The following is a 17,372-nucleotide window of genomic DNA, read 5'->3' on the forward strand; positions in this document are numbered from 1 at the left end:
GCAGAGGGACTTGAATAATTAGATGGATAAGTCAAAATCTAAAAAAGTATATATCAAAACATCAGCAGTAATTTTATTTCTTATTGTTTGCTTTTTCCCCTTATTTAAGTCGTCTGCTGAATCAACGGGACAAGAAGTGATCAGGGATATCAATGTTGTCGGACTTTCAAGGATAGAGAGTGAAGAACTGATAGATATGATGTGCTTTCATGTCGGGGAGATATTTGATAAAGAAATTTTGAAAAAATGTATCAGGAGAACATTCAAAAAAGGGATTTTTCTCGATATCAGGGTTGATTCTGAACGGATCGGTGACGGTATAAAACTTACATATGTTATGAGGGAGTTCCCTGTTATCAGCGATATCTATATCAAAGGCAATAATGGGATCTCAAAAAAACTGATCATGAAGGCCCTGTCTTTTGATGAAGATGACGATTTCAGGGAAGATCTTCTTCAAAAAGCGGAAAAGAATATTATCAGTCTATATAAGAGAAAGGGTTTTTATGATACGGCCGTAAAAATAAGCTTTAATAACCCGAAAAACATTTCCAAGGTCAATATTGATGTGAAGATTGATGAAGGGATACCGCTCAGAATTAAAAGCATAAATATGCCTGATGAAGCTTTGAGGCGCACCGGCATATCTGTAAATGATATATATGACAGCGATATACTTGATAAAGAAATTACCAAATTAAAGGGCTATTACATAAAGCAAGGTTATATCAGGCCTGAGGTCGGCCCATACGAATTAAGGGATGGAGAGCTTTATCTTCCGGTTAACCCCGGTGTCAAATTTGAGATAGAATTCAAGGAGAATACGGTATTCAGCAACAAAAAGCTCCTGAAAGAGATGCCGTTCATTGAGAGTGAAATGGTTTCGGATGAGCTGATCGAAGAAGCATCAAACAGGATCAGGGATCTTTATCTTCAAAGCGGTTACTGTTATGTTCAGGTTGCCGCAGGCGTTGAGAATTTTAAAGAACTGACAAAAATAACATTTATCGTATTTGAGGGTAAGAAGGTTACCATAGGAAGGGTTGATTTTGAAGGAATGAGCATTGATCGAAAAGTTGTCAAAAAGATGATCCCTCTTAAAGAAAATGACCTGTACAATGAAGACCTCCTGGCCAACAGCAGTGATTCCATTGAAGGTTTTTATAATGCGTTAGGTTATATAAACATGAAAATTGTCAATGTAAGGAAGGACTTTGAAAATGATGGAGGTGTTATTAACCTTACTTTTGAAATTGATGAGGGCATTCAGGTCATGATTAACGGACTGGATATCAATGGCAACATTGATATCCCAGTATCTGATATAAGGAATGTAATTAACCTTCGAAAAAATACCCCATTAAACCTTGTAGATATTCGTGATGCAAGATACAGTATTCTTTCGTTATATAAACGGCTTGGTTATGTTGATGCTTCTGTTGATATCGCCACTGATATAAACGAAGGTGAGGCTGACATTCACTTTTCTATAACTGAGAACAGGCCTTCTGTCCTTGGCAAGGTTATAATTCGCGGCAATCGTAAGACAAGGGAGAAGATTATAAGGCGTGAGTTTACCCTTGCTGAAGGTGGTCCTTACAATTATGATGAAATTTTGAAGATAAAACAGAGCATATACAAAATGGGCCTTTTTAATGAGGTTTCAATAGACGAGCTCACTTCAGAGAAGCTTTCATACAAGACTGTTAAAGACGTACTGGTATCATTAAAAGAGGATCAGGCAGGTTCTGTTGAGGTAGCGCTTGGATACGGTGATTATGAACAGTTCAGGGGTTCATTAGATGTCAGCTACATAAACCTCGGCGGCTATAATAGGCAGATAGGGTTTCGGGGGGAGGCCAGTTCGGTTGAGCAAAAGTATGGAATCGAATATATTGAACCGTGGCTCTTTAATAAACGAGATCTTAATTTTAGGGCATCTCTGAGCAAAGAGGGCAGGAAAAATGTAAACCTTGATACAAGAGACATCTTATTTGAGATTGACAAGCTCTCGATTGTTGCGGGTATTAATAAAGAGTTTGCTGATGGTATTAAAGCCAACCTGAGTTATGAGTATTCCTTAAATGAAACATCAAATCTTGAACCAGGTGTGATATTAAACAGGGAAGATGCCGGCACACTTGCCATCGGGAGTATTTTAGCCTCTGTTTTTTATGATACTCGTAATAATCCCTTTGATCCTTCGAGCGGTTCTATCAATGGTGTTGTAATTAAATTTGCTTCAAAGGCTTTTCTGTCTGAGGTTGAGTTTATTAAAGGGACATTTCAGAGCTCATGGTATTTTGAGCTAAGAAAGGGGCTGGTTTTTGCGACATCTGTAAAAGGAGGTGCATCTTATAGTTACGATAAAGATGATGAGCTGCCTCTGGTTGAGAGGTTTTTTCTTGGCGGCAGGACTACTGTAAGAGGATATAGCCATGATACACTCGGTCCAAAAGGGATCGAGGATGTCCCGACCGGCGGTAATATCTATGCGCTTATTAATGAGGAATTAAGAATAGCTGTAGGAAAGGGTTTCGGGTTTGTTGTTTTTCTTGATGGAGGGAATGTATGGCAGACCGCAGGTGATGTTGATAGCAAACTAAAGTTCACGGCAGGCGTTGGTTTGAGGTATATCACGCCGGTCGGCCCGGTAAGGATTGATTATGGTCATAAACTTGACAGAGATGCCGGTGAAAGTCCCGGCGAGTTACATTTCAGTTTTGGCCATGCATTTTAAAACAGGAAAGGTAATTTAATGATGCTTACTATGAAAAATCAGTTTTATGTAGTTTCAATGATAGTAATATTCATTATTTCATTTCAGCTCCCATCCGCCTTTGCAGACCCTGCGACCATTGAAAGGGTAGTTGCTATTGTCAATGATGAGGTGATACTGCTGAGTGAATTCAATGACGCCTATGAAAACGCGGTGGCCTCGGAAAAAGGAATGTCCAAAGAAGGATTTCTTGATGAGATGATCAACAGGGAGCTGATCCTGGAACAGGCAAGAAAATTTAATTTTGAAGGTTCCCCTGATACTAAGGTTTCTGACAACTTACTAGTTCAAAGATATCTTGAAAGAAGGATAAAAGCCTTCATTCATATCCCATTTGCAGAGGTTGAAAACTACTATCTTGAGAACCCTGCACTATATAAAGGGAAAAGCTTTTACGATGTTCAGGATGAGATTGACTCTTTTCTTGTCGATGAAAAGTTAAGGATTAAAACTTCTGAGCATATAAAGGAATTGAGAGATAATGCTTACATAAGAGTGCAGCTTAATAATTAAGATAAGCCTGCTGAGCAACAAATGCACTTGTTGTACTGAAACAATAGACTCAAAGCTCGATAAGAACAGATGATTCATCGCATTCAGGGAATTTGTGGCACTTCATGCATTCCCCCCATATCTTTTGGGGGAGAGAATTTTTATCTATCTCCTTAAAACCCTGATTGATAAAAAACTCCGGTTTATAAGTGAGGGCAAAGACTTTCTTCAGCCCGAGCGCTGTTGCTTCTTTTAAACACTTCTTAATCAGTTTTTTACCGATCCCTTGCCCCTGGTATTCGTTTGCGACTACGAGAGACTTTATTTCCGCGATATCTTCCCACAATACGTGCAGAGCCGATACTGCAATGACCCTGTCATCTTCAACGCAGACATAAAAGTCCCGAATATTTTCGTATATCTCATTAAGCGATCTCGGAAGCATGAGGTCTTTTTTTGCGAAATTATTTATAAGCGACTGCATGCCTCTGACATCTTTAATTGTTGCTTTATTAATATTCATCATTACATATCCTTTTTTCATTATCAGTTCTAAGCAGATATTCTATTATACAGATTCAGAATGATCCCTTCTCTAAGCCCGTAATTCGAGACGGTGATCCGGTCAAAACCCAATGCCATCATGATCTTTAAAAGAATGGCAGTCCCGGGCAGTATAATGTCTGCCCTTGAAGGCTCAAGCACCGGGTAGAGACCAAGCCTCTCTCTTATTGTTGCTTTAGACATTTTTGAATACATATATATTACATCCTGAATCGATATATTTGAATTATGTATTCTCTCATGCTGAAACTCGCAGAGGTTCTGAGCCGTTGCAGAGAGAGCGGTTATTGTGCCGGCTGTGCCGATAAGGGATGTTTCTACGGATATATGTTTATTAATAGATACTGCTATTGCATCAAGATGTCTGGAAATCTCTTTTTCCATCATAAATATTTCTTCAGCAGCAGGCGGGTCGCTCTTAATATACATGTCGTGTAAATAAACTGCTCCAAGATTGAGGCTTTCAAAAAATACCTGTTTCCCATCAGATGTCATTATAAACTCCGTACTTCCGCCACCTATGTCAATTAGAAGGGCTGACCCTGGAACTTCTAAATCTATCATCATGCCTGAAGATGAGAAGGCTGCTTCTTCACTTTTTGACGCTATCTTTATCTCAATTCCAGTCTCTTGCATCGCTTCTGTTAAAAAGTAATCCCTGTTGTTTGCTTCCCTGAGAACGCTTGTGCCAATGGCCGATGTTGCTTCTGTATTGTGAGCGTCTATGATCTCGCGGAACTCTTTAAGCGCGTCAATGCTTCTTTTGATAGCTTCAGGTCTAAGTATATTATTGATGGATACGCCTTCGCCCAGTCTTGTAATTATACGCTTTGAATAGATAGATTTTATGCTGTTATTACTGACCTCTCCAATCAGAAGCCTGAAGGTGTTTGTTCCTATGTCAATGCCTGCAAGGACTCTGGGTTTCATATGAATAACGGCACGTCAGACCTCGGAATGATACCGGCGTTCTCAGCCCGCAGCAGCAGTTCTTTAACAGCTTTTTCACCGTCAGCGCCGATATCTAATGAATGTTTGTTGACATAAAGATCAATGTGCCTGTTAATTACATCTTCAGAAAGTTCCTGAGCATGTTCTTTGATATACCGCATCACAATATTCCTGTTTTTAAAAGCAAACTCAATACTGAGATAGATTATTTTATCAATCGCATTTATAGTCTCAGCGCCAAGTTCTCTCTTGGCGATTATTCCTCCAAGCGGCAGAAGGAGCCCGGTCTCTTCTTCCCACCACTTACCAAGGTCTATTATCTCTTTTAATCCATATGAGGAATAGGTAAATCTGCTTTCATGGATTATCAGGCCTGCATCGACATCTCCTTTTTTAATGGCAGGTATGATCTCATTAAAAGGCATCACTGAAATATCTGCTTTTCCGATCTTAAAGTCCGGGTCAAACATCTGAAGCAGGAGGTATGCGGTTGTAAGCCTTCCGGGGATTGCGATCCTTTTATTCTTTATTTCGCTGATGGAATATTCTTCTGCTCCGATCAGAAGAGGGCCGCATCCTTTGCCGAGCGCGCCTCCGGAACGAAGCATGCAGTATTCATTTCTTAAATTTCCAAATGCGTGATAAGATATCTTTGAAAGATCAAGCTCAGACCTTAATGCTTTTTGGTTAAGCGTCTCAACATCGAGCAGAACCTCATTAATATGAAATCCGGGTGTATTGATGATGCCGTGAACCATAGCATAGAAGATAAATGTGTCATTAGGGCAGGGCGAGTAGCCGAGAGATAGATTTTTCATATAGCGATCCTTACAATTATACCGCTTGTATTATATCATATAAGAAAAGGGCCGGATGAAGGCAATTATGGATACAAAGATACAGAAATTCAATGAGATACTCCAATCGCTCTTGCTGCACCTTCACGGCAAGGAGAAGGCGCTTCGCCTGTCGCTTATCACCTTCTTTTCCCAGGGGCATCTCTTGATAGAGGATCTGCCGGGACTGGGCAAGACAACACTTGCCGTCAGCATTGCCAATGCCTTCGGGCTGAAGTTCGGGAGGATCCAGTGTACAAATGACCTTTTGCCTTCTGATATTACAGGAGTATCAATATACAACAAAAATACGGATTCATTTGAGTTTCACCCCGGCCCTATATTCAACAATATTGTGCTGGTAGATGAGATAAACCGGGCCACCTCAAAGACACAGAGTGCGCTGCTTGAGGCGATGCAGGAGAGGCAGATAACGGTGGAGGGGGTGACCTATAAGCTTGAACAACCTTTTTTTGTTATAGCTACGCAGAATCCTGTAGAGCATCACGGAACATTCCCGCTTCCCAAATCTCAACTCGACAGGTTTATGATGCAGATCAATATCGGCTATCCTGACAAGGATTCTGAAAAAAGGATAATCAAAGAGGTCATGAGCAGCGAGGCAGCGGCTTTGACTGAGCGCCTGATAGACAAGGATGAGGTTATCAGTATTCAGAAGAGCATCAGGGATAGTGTTTATATATCTGATAATGTCCTGGCTTATATTTTGGATGTCGTAAAGGCTACAAGGAACAGCAAGTATTTTTTAACAGGGCTGTCAACGAGAGGTGCCCTTGCCATAACCGAGACAGCAAGAACGAACGCTTTTTTCAGCGGCAGAGATTTTTTGATCCCTGAAGATGTCAAGGAGATGGCTGAGTTTACAATACCTCACAGAGTTATTTTCAAGGATGAGTATGAAAGCTATGATAAAAAGGAGATCATAAGATCGATAGTAAAAGAGGTTCCAGTTCCCGTTTAATCAGAATTACAAAAGCCGGCAAGCTGTATATTGTCATAACTATCTTTCTTGCCTTAGTCGCAGCAAACAGCGGCCTTAATCTTGTTTACCTTATCGTTTCCGCACTCTTAAGCTTCATGGTGATCTCCGGCCTTCTCGGCAAAGCCAATATAACAGGAATTGATATTGAGCTTGAGCCTTCGCTTGAGGTATATGCTAACAGGCCCTTTCCGTTAAAGATAAGAAACATCAATAAACGAAGATATCTTCCGGGCTTTATGTTCAGGGTACATGTCGCCGGAGAAAGCGTCTTCCTGCCGTTTATAAGCGTAAAGTCCGAATCGTCCGCATATGTTAATTTCACCTTTGAGGCCCGGGGCAGGCAGGTCATAGACGATCTGTATCTGTGTTCCGCTTTCCCTTTTAATTTCTTTGTAAGGTGCAGGAAGATCAAAAAGAGCTTTGACTTCATAGTATTTCCTGAACCAAAGAGATGTGAGCTTTTGAGCCATGTTGAAGAGAAAGTAAGAAGGTCGGGTGAACTGCCGGTCAATAAGGCCGGGTTCTATCCTGAGATGATCTCCATACGTGATTATATAAGCGGCGACCCTCTGAGATATATAAACTGGAAGGCCACAGCAAAGACAGATAAGCTCCAGACAAAGGAATTGTCTTCAGCCTCTTTCAATCCGGTAGTGATAGATTTTGACGCTATTGAGATGAAGATACTTGAAGAGAAGATCTCCTGCATTACATACGCAGTCTTGCAGCTCCATAATAAAGGTGTGCCTTTTGGTTTCAAGATAAGAGATAAAATCTATCTGCCGGAAACTACCAATTACCATAAATACACGGTCTTGAATGAGCTGGCTTTATATGGTGCCGCAGATGAAAGCTGATATCAGCATAGAGTTTGCGGTCAAGCTTATAACCTTTCTGATAGGGGTCATAGGTTTTCTCTCTGTTGTACAGCATGTCAGTTATTTATATTCCCTGCTCTTTGTTTCGCTTTTAATAACATCCGCCGTATTTGAGAAGACAAACAGATTCATCTTTCCTCGATGGGCCTTAAATTCCATAGCAGTAATGTTCATAATTTTTACGGTCATGAACATGAATTATGAAAACCTGATCGAAAAGATGATTGAGATGTTCATCTTCCTTCTTGCAGTTAAATTCCTTGAAGACAAGAAAACAAGGGACCACCTGCAGATATATACAATCTCGGTCTTTCTCCTGCTTGGCTCTGCTTTGCTCTCTACGGATCTTTTGTTCTTAATATACTTTTTAAGCCTTGTATTTTTGTTCACAGTCGCAATAGTACTTTTGGCATATCTGTCAGAGGAACCGGATCTGCGCCTGAGGAAAAATGTTCTCTTTAAGATCGTTTCAAAGGCATTACTCATTCCTGCTGCAGCGATTCCCTTGACAGTGATATTATTTATAATTCTGCCTAGGCCGTTCTCACCGCTTTTGAAGGTATCGACACCGGGACAAAAGGCAATGACAGGTTTTTCAGAAGACATTAATCTCGGCATGGTATCTGAGATACAGGAGGATAGCGGCACGATATTCAGAGTAGAGATGAAAGAGATATCTCCTGCACAGCTTTATTGGAGAGGTATTGTATTTGACCATTTTGACGGCAAAAGCTGGAAGATGTCAGATAAGAGAGAGATGGTAAAGTTAGGAAAGCAGCTGTTAAAGGGTGAAAGGGTAGAGCAGACGGTCTTTCTGGAGCCGTATAATTATAAGTATCTTTTTGCCCTTGACAGGCCTGTATCAATTAACAGGTCCAGAACAAGCAAGGTCTTCACTTATACTCTGCCGAGGAGCCCGGATAAAAGGATTAAATATGACGTTGTCTCTGTTTTAGATGAGACCATTTATGAAGATGAGATCAATGAGGAGCTCTATCTGCAGCTTCCTGATAATATCTCCAAGAAGATCACCGGCCTGGCTGAAAGGCTTTCTTCAGGTAAAGATGCACAGGAGAAATTAAACTCAATACTGGGCTTTTTCTCAGATGAAAAATTCACATACTCAATGGCGGGACTGCCGGTATCATCAACGCCTTTGGAAGATTTTTTATTCGATCTCAAGTACGGCAATTGTGAATATTACGCTTCTTCAATGGCTGTGCTGCTCAGGTTATCAGGTGTTCCCGCAAGGGTTGTGGGCGGCTACAAAGGCGCTGATTATAACGCGGTGGGCGGATATTATGTAGTTCAGCAGAGAAACGCGCATGTCTGGGTTGAGGCGTATATAAAAGGCAAGGGCTGGGTCAGGGTTGACCCGACACCGGCATCCCGTGAAGTGCTTATAAGGAGTTACCAGAGCGGCCTGTTCTTTAAACTGGGGATGGCACTTGATGTTGTCAACTATTTCTGGAACGGCTTTGTTATTGACTATGACCTTAGAAAACAATTTACACTTTTTATGAGATTAGGTCAGGGCATAAAAAACCCAGGACTCGATATAGACCTGTCTGTCGGTAAAAAGAGCGCCGGCGGATATATTATTATTTTTATTCCGGTAATTCTGTTTGTAATAATAAGCTATCGGCTCTTTACTAAAAGGACCCCGGCTGAAATAAAGATCATACGTAAATTCCAAAAAAGGATGCGTAAGTACGGGTATGAACGCAACAGGAGCGAGGGGCTGGATGAGTTTCTATTGCGTATCGATGATGAGCAGATAAGGCGCAAGGCAGCGGCATTTGTCACTGACTTTGACGAAATATATTATAAAGATCAGGGCTTCACAAGAGCCGATATAAAACGGCTGCGCGAGAAGATAAAGGCTATAAATCCGGATTAGCCTTATTTCCTGCTTCTGTAATCTTCAATCGCTTTTCTCAGCGCGTCAGAACCCAAGTTAGAGCAATGCATCTTCTGCGCCGGCAGTCCGCCAAGTTCTTCAGCCACCTTTTCTTTTGATATCTCCAATGCCTCATCAAGCGTCTTACCCTTGACCATCTCTGTGATCATACTTGATACTGCAATGGCTGCGCCGCATCCAAAGGTCTTGAATTTTGCGTCTACGATCTTATCGTCTTCGACCTTTATAAAGATCTTCATCATGTCGCCGCATGTAGGATTTCCCTCTTCGCCGACACCGTCCGCGTCAGGAATCTCGCCTACGTTCCTCGGGTTTGTGAAATGGTCCATTACCTCTTTGCTGTACATGTTATCCTCCGTTCTCTCCTGTCATTGTGCGATAGGAGACATCTCTCTTAATCTCTTTATGATAGTTTTAAATTTATCAGTAAAGTAGTCAATATCATCTTCAGTGATCTCCTGGCCTATTGTGAATACTACAGAGCCGTGCGCCATGTGTGAAGGTATGCCGATGGATGTCAGTACAGGAGATGCCTTTAACGCCTTTGAAGTGCAGGCTGATCCGCTTGCTGCATAAATACCGTTTGCCGCAAGAAGCAGAAGCATCGCCTCGCCCTCGATGTACTCGACAACAAAGCTTGCGTGTCCGGGAAGCCTATTTTCAATAGGGCCTGTAAGGTGAACCTTCTCTATTGATGAAACATCTCTTATTATTTTGTCTCTTAATTTAATGTTATGTGCAATTCGGGCAGTGAGGTTCTCCCTTGCCATCTCGGCTGCCTTGCCCATGCCGACTATCGCTGGGACATTCTCAGTGCCTGCGCGCCTTCCGCCTTCCTGTATCCCGCCGTAGATGAGCGGCATTATCCTTGTGCCTTCTTTCAGATAAAGTGCTGAAGCGCCCTTAGGGCCGTAGAACTGATGCGCTGAGAGTGATAAAAGGTCAACATTCAACTCCCTGACATCTACCGGAATGTTACCCGTTGATGCAACCGCGTCTGTGTGAAAAATTATATTTTTGCTCTTTGCTATCTTTGCGATTTCTGCTATCGGCTCAATGGTTCCTATTTCAGAGTTGGCATGATTTATGGATATCAGGATAGTTTCATCCATTATCGCTTTTTTAACAGATTCAGGCGAAACGATCCCGTATTTGTCTACAGGAAGATAGGTCACGGTAAAATCTGACCTCTCCATGAAGCGCGCAGAATTTGTAATGGAGTGATGCTCGATCTTTGTTGTGATAATGTGCTTGCCCTTCTTCTGGTTTGCAAGGGCAGCGCCTTTGATTGCGAAGTTGTTGGACTCAGCGCCGCTTGACGTAAAGATTATCTCATTCGGTTTTGCGTTAATGAGCGAAGCAACCTGCTGTCTCGCATTCTCAATCGCCTCTTTTGCCTTTACAGCCGGCTCATATACACTTAACGGATTTGCGAAATCCTCTTTAAAGTACGGCATCATCGCATCCAGTACCTCAGGATGAAGAGGGTTTGTTGCAGCGTAATCCATGTAGATATTTTTCATGATGACTCCTTAAGCTTTTTGATAAAGAATTTAAAATGGTCAGGTTCTTCCATCACCCCTAAAAAATCATTGCCTGTCGTGCCGCACCATGCCGGGATATCCTCAAGCGCGCCTTCATAGTCAGTCAGCACCGCAAGCGTCTGTCCGACCTTTATCTCCTTTATCTTCTGCGCTATCGTAAGAAGGTGAATAGGGCACATCATATATATTATGTCAGTGGTTGCATCAGCGTGCAACGGTTTAGTAAGAAATTTTAAATTATCTGATGTGTCCATTAAATTATCCTTCAAGCTTTGCTTCTTCTTTTAAGAGGTCTTTCAGAGTGATCGTTGTGAGAAATCCTGATATCTTCTCTCCTAAAGACTTCCATAGCAGTCTTGCAACACAGCCGTCCACACGGCCGCAGTCTGATGTATCTGTCGTATCAAGGCACTGAGTGATGGCTATCGGCCCCTCAAGTATGTTCAATATCTCGCCTATATTGATCTCCTCAGGTTTTCTGGAAAGCGTATATCCACCGCCCGGGCCTTTCTGGCTTGTGATCAAACCGCCTTTACGGAGCTGATTTAAAAGCTGTTCCAAGTACGATATTGATACGTCCTGCCTTTTTGAGATCTCCTTGATAGTGATAGGGCCGGTCTTATAATCCCTTGCGATCTCAAACATCGCCCTTACGCCGTATTGAACTTTTGTAGAAAGCCTTAACATGATTTAAATTATAATACTTTACCAATATTGTCAAGTATTGGCGCCTGTTCAAAAAGCATTGCTTGACAAGAAAACTTGAAACATATTACTCTTAATAAAAGTAATACTTAACAGAAAGGTAAGGTGAATAGAGATGACAACTACGGCAGTCAAGATCACGAGCAAAGGGCAGGTTACCATTCCAAAGAAGATACGGGATAAACTCAAGGCAACATCTGTCTATTTTGAGATAGTAGATGACACAGTTGTTGTAAAGGCTGTGAAAGACGCAGGCGGGTCGTTAAGCGAATACGCAAAGAACGTAAAGACGGGCATATCGGTGAAAGAGATGAAAGACAGAGCGTGGGAGGTGGCGGTGCGTGAAAAGGCCGGCAAGAAGTCTTCCAGACACTAACACAATAGTCCGTTATCTTATCAAGGACGATGCTGCTTTATATGCAAAGGCAAAAGACTTTTTTGACAAGGTCAAGAACGGCAGTGAAAAAGCTGTTATCCTTGAAAGCATTGTTGCCGAGTGTATTTATGTCCTGACAAAGATATATAAAGTGCCGAAAGAGATGGCGGCAGGCAGGCTGATTGATATTCTGCGCTATAAAGGGATAGCAAACAGCGACCAAAAAGAGCTTATTCACGCGTTGACCCTTTATTCAGAGCAAAATCTCGACATCGTTGATTGTATCTTATGCGTCAAGGCATCGGGCAGCGGAGGGCATCTCTTTTCATTCGATGAAAAATTAAACAAGATCGCAAGACGCGCTTGAATACCTCACAAATCTTTTTTCTGTAATGTATAATCAAGCATTCTTATATAACGACGATGCACAATGAAGACAATATCTAAAAAACAACTGTTCGGACAATTTGACTTCAGGAGACTTGATAAAGACCCTGACTTTAAAGAAGACAGCGTCCGGGAAGTTATTGTTCTTCCGATTCTTACTGTGAGGTACTATGTTGAAATATTGGATAGGGGTAACTGATAACAATTGGTTTAACTTTCTATCGGAGAAACTTCCGGATGAAGTAAACTTTTGGCAGCCTAGTGGAAGGTCAGCTTTTAGAGCACTTAATCCTGGTGAGTTGTTTTTATTTAAGTTACATTATCCATTGAATTATATAGTGGGTGGCGGTTTTTTTGTGCGTCATTCGATACTTCCTTTGTCTATTGCATGGGAAGCATTTGAACAAAAAAATGGCGCTGGTAGTTTCGATGAGTTCAGACAAAAGATTATGCATTTTCGCAGACAACATGGCGGTGTCGAACCAGACCCTTCAATTGGATGTATTATATTAGCAACACCGTTCTTTCTTAGAAAAGAAGAATGGTTACCTGTGCCTTCTAATTGGAGTTCTAATATTGTTCAGGGAAAAACATATAACGCAAAAGATCCATACGGTCAACAATTATGGCAACACATCCAAGACTATCTAAAAAGTAGAAATAAGGAAGTAATAATTAATAAAGAGGTCAATATAGTTGCCGAGGATCAGGTAAGTTATGGTGCTGAATATCTGACGCGCGCACGTTTAGGCCAAGGAGCCTTCCGCATATTGGTAACAGAGGCTTACGGTAGAAAGTGTGCTATTACAGGAGAACGCACTTTACCAGTTTTGGAGTCAGCTCATATAAAACCATACTCAAGATCTGGACCTCATAGCACTATGAATGGTATTTTGTTGCGCTCAGACTTACATAAGCTGTTTGATTTAGGTTACTTGACTGTTACAGAAGACTATAATGTTGAGGTTAGCAAGAGAATTAAGAAAGAATATGAAAACGGTCGAGAGTATTATGCATTTCATGGCAAAAAACTGATAAATATACCTTCAAATCCGTTAGACTTGCCTTCGCGTCAGTATATTGAATGGCATAATAAAGAAATTTATGTACCCTGAACATGGTTACTGATGAATTAAAGGAAAAGATTTCATATTTCAGTATAAGGCAAGATTGGTAACAAATAAATGATGAGTTGATCATCAAAGGATTGGAGCTTGGCTTTCTTGATTTGCTGAAAAAAGAATATACAGACCTCACGCCGTTACTGCTTGAGAACTTTGACTTTAATCAGGAAACAGAACAGTTCACATTAAGCAATAACGGCAAGTTCAAAACTCATGTTGATATAAGGCTTCGCGTCCGTTACTATCTCTTCAGCTATCTTCGCAGAATGGCCATGAAAAACTATAATCCTACATTTGATGAAATAGTTCTGTACATCCTGCCATTGCTCAAAAACGGCACGACACCTGAAAATCAAACGATACTTAATGTGCTTGAAGACATCGGTGAGCATGTTGGACATGACAAATGGCGGCTGCAAAAAGACGACCAGCAGAAATTGTTCTATTAAGAGGAAGCAAATAATAAACTGCCGTCATTATCTTGCAGTAATCGCAAAACCCGTTTATGATAGAATAACCAAAAGGAGGTGCTAAAATGAGTACGGCTACAGCCAAGAAAATTAATCCTGATGATTTTATTCTTTCCGCTCTCTCTCCGCAGGACAGGCTTGATGCAGCGTTTAAAGTTGCAGGAGAAGCTTTTAAGAAAACCAAATTGACGATGAAGGATATTGATAACGCAGTTAAAATAGTTCGGAGGAAGGCTTACGCGAAAAAGAAATAAAATAGTTATTGATACCGGCATACTTGTATCTGCTTTTGCCTTTGACGGTGTTCCTGAGCGGGCAGTAATAAAAGCGTTTACTGATGCTGATATCTATGTATCTCCAACTCTTCTGCATGAATATCGTGATGTTCCATTAGCGCTTGAGGCGGAAGGGAAGATCACCCATCTTCAATTAGAGGCATTGATTTCAGGTATTGCCGCTTTTGTATCTAAGTCAAAGGTTGTATTCCCTCTCAAACGGTTAACTCTCTGTCGGGATATTAAAGATAACATGGTGCTTGAGTGCTGCCTTGAAGCCAAAGCCGGAATTCTGATAACTGGCGATAAAGACCTTCTTGAAATAACAGATCTGCCATTCACCTTGCAAATAGTTACTCCGAAAGAATATTTGAAATTTGATTAGACCCCCCCCAAGGATTTCAGTCATCGCACAATCTGTTTATGATAGACTATTCATACATGGCAAAAGCGATAGCATTATATTCAGGCGGACTCGATAGCACACTTGCAATACTCGCTGTTATGAAGCAGGGCGTTGAGGTTACCGCTATTACTTTCATGAACCATTTCGGCTGCAGTATCGGTGATAAATCTTCCTGTTCCAAGGATCCGTTCTCAGCTTCTCTGAAATTTGGTTTTGACGTAAAACTTTCACATCTGTCTGATAAGTTCCTGGAAATAGTGAAAAATCCAAAATTCGGTCACGGCAGGAACATGAACCCTTGCCTTGACTGCAGGATACTGATGCTCAAAGAGGCAAAGGCGATGATGGAGATGTCAGGCGCCGATTTCCTTGTGACGGGCGAGGTCATAGGGCAGAGGCCGATGAGCCAGAGGAGGGACACATTTCCTGTGATTGACAGAGAGGCAAATGTTAAAGGGCTTGTGCTCAGGCCGCTTACTGCCAAACATTTAAAGATAACAATTCCGGAAGAGAAGGGGATGGTCAACCGTGATCTGCTGTATGATTTTTTCGGCAGGTCAAGAAAACCTCAGATGGCTCTTGCTGCTGAGTTCGGCCTGACCGAATATCCTGCTCCAGCGGGCGGGTGTCTTCTCACTGAACCGAATTATTCTTTCAGGTTAAAGGAACTTTTTTCTCATATCAGTGATCCATCTTACAAGGATATCAACCTCCTCAGGCTCGGCAGGCACTTCAGGCTTTCTCATGACTGCAAGGTCATTGTCGGAAGGAAGAAGGAGGAGAATGACGCGATCTTATCGCTTGTCGAAAATTCTGATTACACTATGCATGTCCCGGGCTACGGGAGCCCTGTTACATTGATATTAGGGAAACCTAATGATGGAATTCTGGATATCGCAGCTTCATTGTGCGCAAGATATTCAGATGCGAAGAACCTTGATGAAGTTGATGTATTGGTAAAGAGGGGAGATGAAATTTATCCTGTGAAGGTAAAGCCTGCAACAGATGAGATATTAAAACAGTACGCAATCGTAATGAATTAAAGCCTGACAGGCACGCCTTTTGATCTGAGGTATTCCTTAGTCTCTTTTATTGAAAATTCCCTATAGTGAAAAATGGATGCTGCAAGCGCTGCGTCTGCTTTGCCTTCAACAAGGCCTTCGCGCATGTGCTCAAGAGTACCGACACCACCGGATGCGACAACAGGGATTGAAACTGCTTCAGCAATCTTTCTTGTAAGTTCTATATCAAAGCCGATTTTTGTGCCGTCTCTGTCCATGCTTGTAAGCAGTATCTCGCCTGCTCCGAGCTGCTCCATCTTCTTTGCAAACTTGATAGCGTCAAGCCGGCGCATCTTTCTGCCGCCGTGAGTTGACAGAGCCCAGACCCCCCCCATCCCCCCCTTGGTAAGGGGGGGCGAAGGGGGGGTAAGTCTTACCTCACTCAAGAATGGATCGTTCAACCAGTTAAGCCAGGGTTCATCAGGTTCAAACTCCATATTCGGGATTACCCTTTTAGAATCGACCGCCACAACAATGCACTGGCTGCCGAACCTCTCTGAAGCTTTTTTGATGAAATACGGATCGCGAACCGCTGTTGTATTTATCGACACCTTATCGCAGCCCGCGTTAAGAAGGTCTCTGATATCTTCTATAGTTTTAATTCCGCCTCCGACAGTCAAAGGCATAAAGACGTCATTGGCTGTTCTGGCAACTACATCAAGTATTGTTTTGCGTTTTTCATGAGATGCGGTTATGTCGAGGAATACAAGCTCATCAGCTCCCTGCTCATCATAGAACTTCGCGTTCTCTACAGGGTCACCGGCATCAACGAGGTTTTGGAAGTTAACTCCCTTGACCACTCTGCCGTCTTTGACATCAAGACATGGAATAATTCTCTTCGCCAGCATTTAATTATTTGCCTTTGCCAATGCGATCGCTTCATCTAATTTCATAGTGCCTTCATACAGCGCCTTGCCTGTTATCACACCCCAAAGGTTCTTTATCTTTGCGAGGCTTCCTATATCGTCCAGCTTTGATACCCCGCCTGACGCAATAACAGGGACATGAACGGTTTCTGCCATTTTAGCCATAGCTGCAATATTAGGCCCGGTCAACATGCCGTCTCTTGAGATGTCAGTATAAATGATCCCTGCAACACCGTTGGATTCCATCTGCTTTGCAAAGGCGAGTGCATCTAGGCTTGTGACCTCGACCCAGCCTTTGAGAGCGACCTTGCCGTCCTTTGCATCGATTCCGGCAATTACTTTATCAGGGAATTTTTTGCATGCGTCTATTATAAACTTCGGATCAATGGCTGAAGTGCCTATGATAGTCCTGTCGATCCCCATGTCGATGAGCTTCGTTATCGTTTCAATATCCCTTATTCCTCCGCCGACCTCAATGGGAATATTGATCGCTTTCCTTATCGCAACTATCTTATCAAGGTTCTTCTGAACTCCTGTGAATGCTCCGTCAAGGTCAACTACATGAAGCAGCTCAGCGCCCTGGTCTGCCCAGTGCTTTGCCATAGATGCAGGGTCATCAGAGTAGACTGTGACTTCTTCTTTTTTGCCTTGGAGGAGACGGACGCATTTGCCGTCTTTGAGGTCTATTGCCGGGATAATAATCATGTGAAGAGTATATCAGAGCATTTTCTGCT

The 17,372-nt window shown here is 42.1% G+C and carries 21 protein-coding genes; 12 read left to right on the plus strand and 9 right to left on the minus strand.

What is annotated here, in order from left to right; translation table 11 throughout:
* Positions 1-22 precede the first annotated feature (22 nt).
* Positions 23-2,740, plus strand: coding sequence for an outer membrane protein assembly factor BamA (bamA, locus tag Q7U10_09105; GenBank protein MDO8282757.1), 2,718 nt, complete (start codon positions 23-25; stop codon positions 2,738-2,740).
* A 30-nt stretch (positions 2,741-2,770) separates the two neighbouring features.
* Complete coding sequence (locus tag Q7U10_09110; protein ID MDO8282758.1) at positions 2,771-3,292, plus strand: hypothetical protein; 522 nt, start codon at positions 2,771-2,773, stop codon at positions 3,290-3,292.
* Positions 3,293-3,341: 49 nt separating this feature from the next.
* Here the strand turns inward: Q7U10_09110 and Q7U10_09115 are convergent, their stop codons facing one another.
* The 3 genes from Q7U10_09115 to Q7U10_09125 are packed head-to-tail and all read right to left on the minus strand — an operon-like array spanning position 3,342 to position 5,604.
* Positions 3,342-3,797, minus strand: coding sequence for an N-acetyltransferase (locus Q7U10_09115; protein ID MDO8282759.1), 456 nt, complete (start codon positions 3,795-3,797; stop codon positions 3,342-3,344).
* Between the two features lie 26 nt (positions 3,798-3,823).
* Entirely contained in the window at positions 3,824-4,765 is a 942-nt protein-coding gene (locus Q7U10_09120) for a Ppx/GppA phosphatase family protein (protein ID MDO8282760.1), read from the minus strand.
* Positions 4,762-5,604 carry a 1,4-dihydroxy-6-naphthoate synthase gene (locus Q7U10_09125; protein MDO8282761.1) on the minus strand — a complete coding sequence of 281 codons (843 nt, stop codon included), beginning with the start codon at positions 5,602-5,604 and terminating at the stop codon, positions 4,762-4,764. The genes Q7U10_09120 and Q7U10_09125 overlap by 4 nt, the downstream gene beginning before the upstream one ends.
* Before the next feature lie 67 nt (positions 5,605-5,671).
* Here Q7U10_09125 and Q7U10_09130 point away from each other — a divergent pair, with 67 nt between their 5' ends.
* The 3 genes from Q7U10_09130 (at position 5,672) to Q7U10_09140 (ending at position 9,403) form a co-directional block, all read left to right on the plus strand.
* Positions 5,672-6,604 (plus strand): MoxR family ATPase, encoded by a 933-nt coding sequence (locus Q7U10_09130; protein MDO8282762.1) that lies wholly within the window; start codon positions 5,672-5,674, stop codon positions 6,602-6,604.
* Between the two features lie 116 nt (positions 6,605-6,720).
* Complete coding sequence (locus Q7U10_09135; GenBank protein ID MDO8282763.1) at positions 6,721-7,482, plus strand: DUF58 domain-containing protein; 762 nt, start codon at positions 6,721-6,723, stop codon at positions 7,480-7,482.
* The gene (locus tag Q7U10_09140) at positions 7,472-9,403 is read left to right on the plus strand and encodes a DUF3488 and transglutaminase-like domain-containing protein (GenBank protein MDO8282764.1); all 1,932 of its coding nucleotides are present in this window, start codon (positions 7,472-7,474) and stop codon (positions 9,401-9,403) included. The genes Q7U10_09135 and Q7U10_09140 overlap by 11 nt, the downstream gene beginning before the upstream one ends.
* 2 nt (positions 9,404-9,405) lie before the next feature.
* Here the strand turns inward: Q7U10_09140 and nifU are convergent, their stop codons facing one another.
* From nifU to Q7U10_09160, 4 genes are read right to left on the minus strand one after another with little or no spacing between them, the layout of a single operon-like run.
* Positions 9,406-9,771: a Fe-S cluster assembly scaffold protein NifU gene (nifU, locus tag Q7U10_09145; GenBank protein ID MDO8282765.1), complete on the minus strand. Its 366-nt coding sequence runs from the start codon at positions 9,769-9,771 to the stop codon at positions 9,406-9,408.
* Positions 9,772-9,792: 21 nt separating this feature from the next.
* The gene (locus Q7U10_09150) at positions 9,793-10,947 is read right to left on the minus strand and encodes a cysteine desulfurase family protein (GenBank protein ID MDO8282766.1); all 1,155 of its coding nucleotides are present in this window, start codon (positions 10,945-10,947) and stop codon (positions 9,793-9,795) included.
* Positions 10,944-11,222, minus strand: a complete 279-nt coding sequence (locus Q7U10_09155) for a sulfurtransferase TusA family protein (protein MDO8282767.1) — start codon at positions 11,220-11,222, stop codon at positions 10,944-10,946. The genes Q7U10_09150 and Q7U10_09155 overlap by 4 nt, the downstream gene beginning before the upstream one ends.
* 4 nt (positions 11,223-11,226) lie before the next feature.
* Positions 11,227-11,655, minus strand: a complete 429-nt coding sequence (locus Q7U10_09160) for an Rrf2 family transcriptional regulator (GenBank protein MDO8282768.1) — start codon at positions 11,653-11,655, stop codon at positions 11,227-11,229.
* 133 nt (positions 11,656-11,788) lie between these two features.
* Between Q7U10_09160 and Q7U10_09165 the strand changes: the two genes are divergently transcribed.
* The 7 genes from Q7U10_09165 (at position 11,789) to Q7U10_09195 (ending at position 15,754) form a co-directional block, all read left to right on the plus strand.
* Positions 11,789-12,049 carry an AbrB/MazE/SpoVT family DNA-binding domain-containing protein gene (locus Q7U10_09165; GenBank protein ID MDO8282769.1) on the plus strand — a complete coding sequence of 87 codons (261 nt, stop codon included), beginning with the start codon at positions 11,789-11,791 and terminating at the stop codon, positions 12,047-12,049.
* Positions 12,015-12,416 (plus strand): PIN domain-containing protein, encoded by a 402-nt coding sequence (locus tag Q7U10_09170; GenBank protein ID MDO8282770.1) that lies wholly within the window; start codon positions 12,015-12,017, stop codon positions 12,414-12,416. The genes Q7U10_09165 and Q7U10_09170 overlap by 35 nt, the downstream gene beginning before the upstream one ends.
* Positions 12,417-12,479: 63 nt before the next feature.
* Positions 12,480-12,635 carry a hypothetical protein gene (locus Q7U10_09175; protein ID MDO8282771.1) on the plus strand — a complete coding sequence of 52 codons (156 nt, stop codon included), beginning with the start codon at positions 12,480-12,482 and terminating at the stop codon, positions 12,633-12,635.
* On the plus strand, positions 12,610-13,551 hold the full coding sequence (locus Q7U10_09180; GenBank protein MDO8282772.1) for an HNH endonuclease: 942 nt from the start codon (positions 12,610-12,612) through the stop codon (positions 13,549-13,551). The genes Q7U10_09175 and Q7U10_09180 overlap by 26 nt, the downstream gene beginning before the upstream one ends.
* Positions 13,552-13,628: 77 nt before the next feature.
* Entirely contained in the window at positions 13,629-14,009 is a 381-nt protein-coding gene (locus Q7U10_09185) for a hypothetical protein (protein ID MDO8282773.1), read from the plus strand.
* 86 nt (positions 14,010-14,095) lie between these two features.
* On the plus strand, positions 14,096-14,284 hold the full coding sequence (locus tag Q7U10_09190) for a hypothetical protein (protein MDO8282774.1): 189 nt from the start codon (positions 14,096-14,098) through the stop codon (positions 14,282-14,284).
* A gap of 462 nt (positions 14,285-14,746) precedes the next feature.
* Positions 14,747-15,754, plus strand: a complete 1,008-nt coding sequence (locus Q7U10_09195) for a hypothetical protein (GenBank protein MDO8282775.1) — start codon at positions 14,747-14,749, stop codon at positions 15,752-15,754.
* On the opposite strand, the gene hisF is transcribed toward Q7U10_09195, so the two are convergent.
* Entirely contained in the window at positions 15,751-16,620 is an 870-nt protein-coding gene (gene hisF, locus Q7U10_09200) for an imidazole glycerol phosphate synthase subunit HisF (protein MDO8282776.1), read from the minus strand. The genes Q7U10_09195 and hisF overlap by 4 nt on opposite strands.
* Positions 16,621-17,343, minus strand: coding sequence for a 1-(5-phosphoribosyl)-5-[(5-phosphoribosylamino)methylideneamino]imidazole-4-carboxamide isomerase (gene hisA / locus Q7U10_09205; protein MDO8282777.1), 723 nt, complete (start codon positions 17,341-17,343; stop codon positions 16,621-16,623).
* Positions 17,344-17,372: the final 29 nt, after the last annotated feature.

This window comes from Thermodesulfovibrionia bacterium (assembly GCA_030646035.1).
GTDB lineage: Bacteria > Nitrospirota > Thermodesulfovibrionia > UBA6902 > UBA6902 > JACQZG01.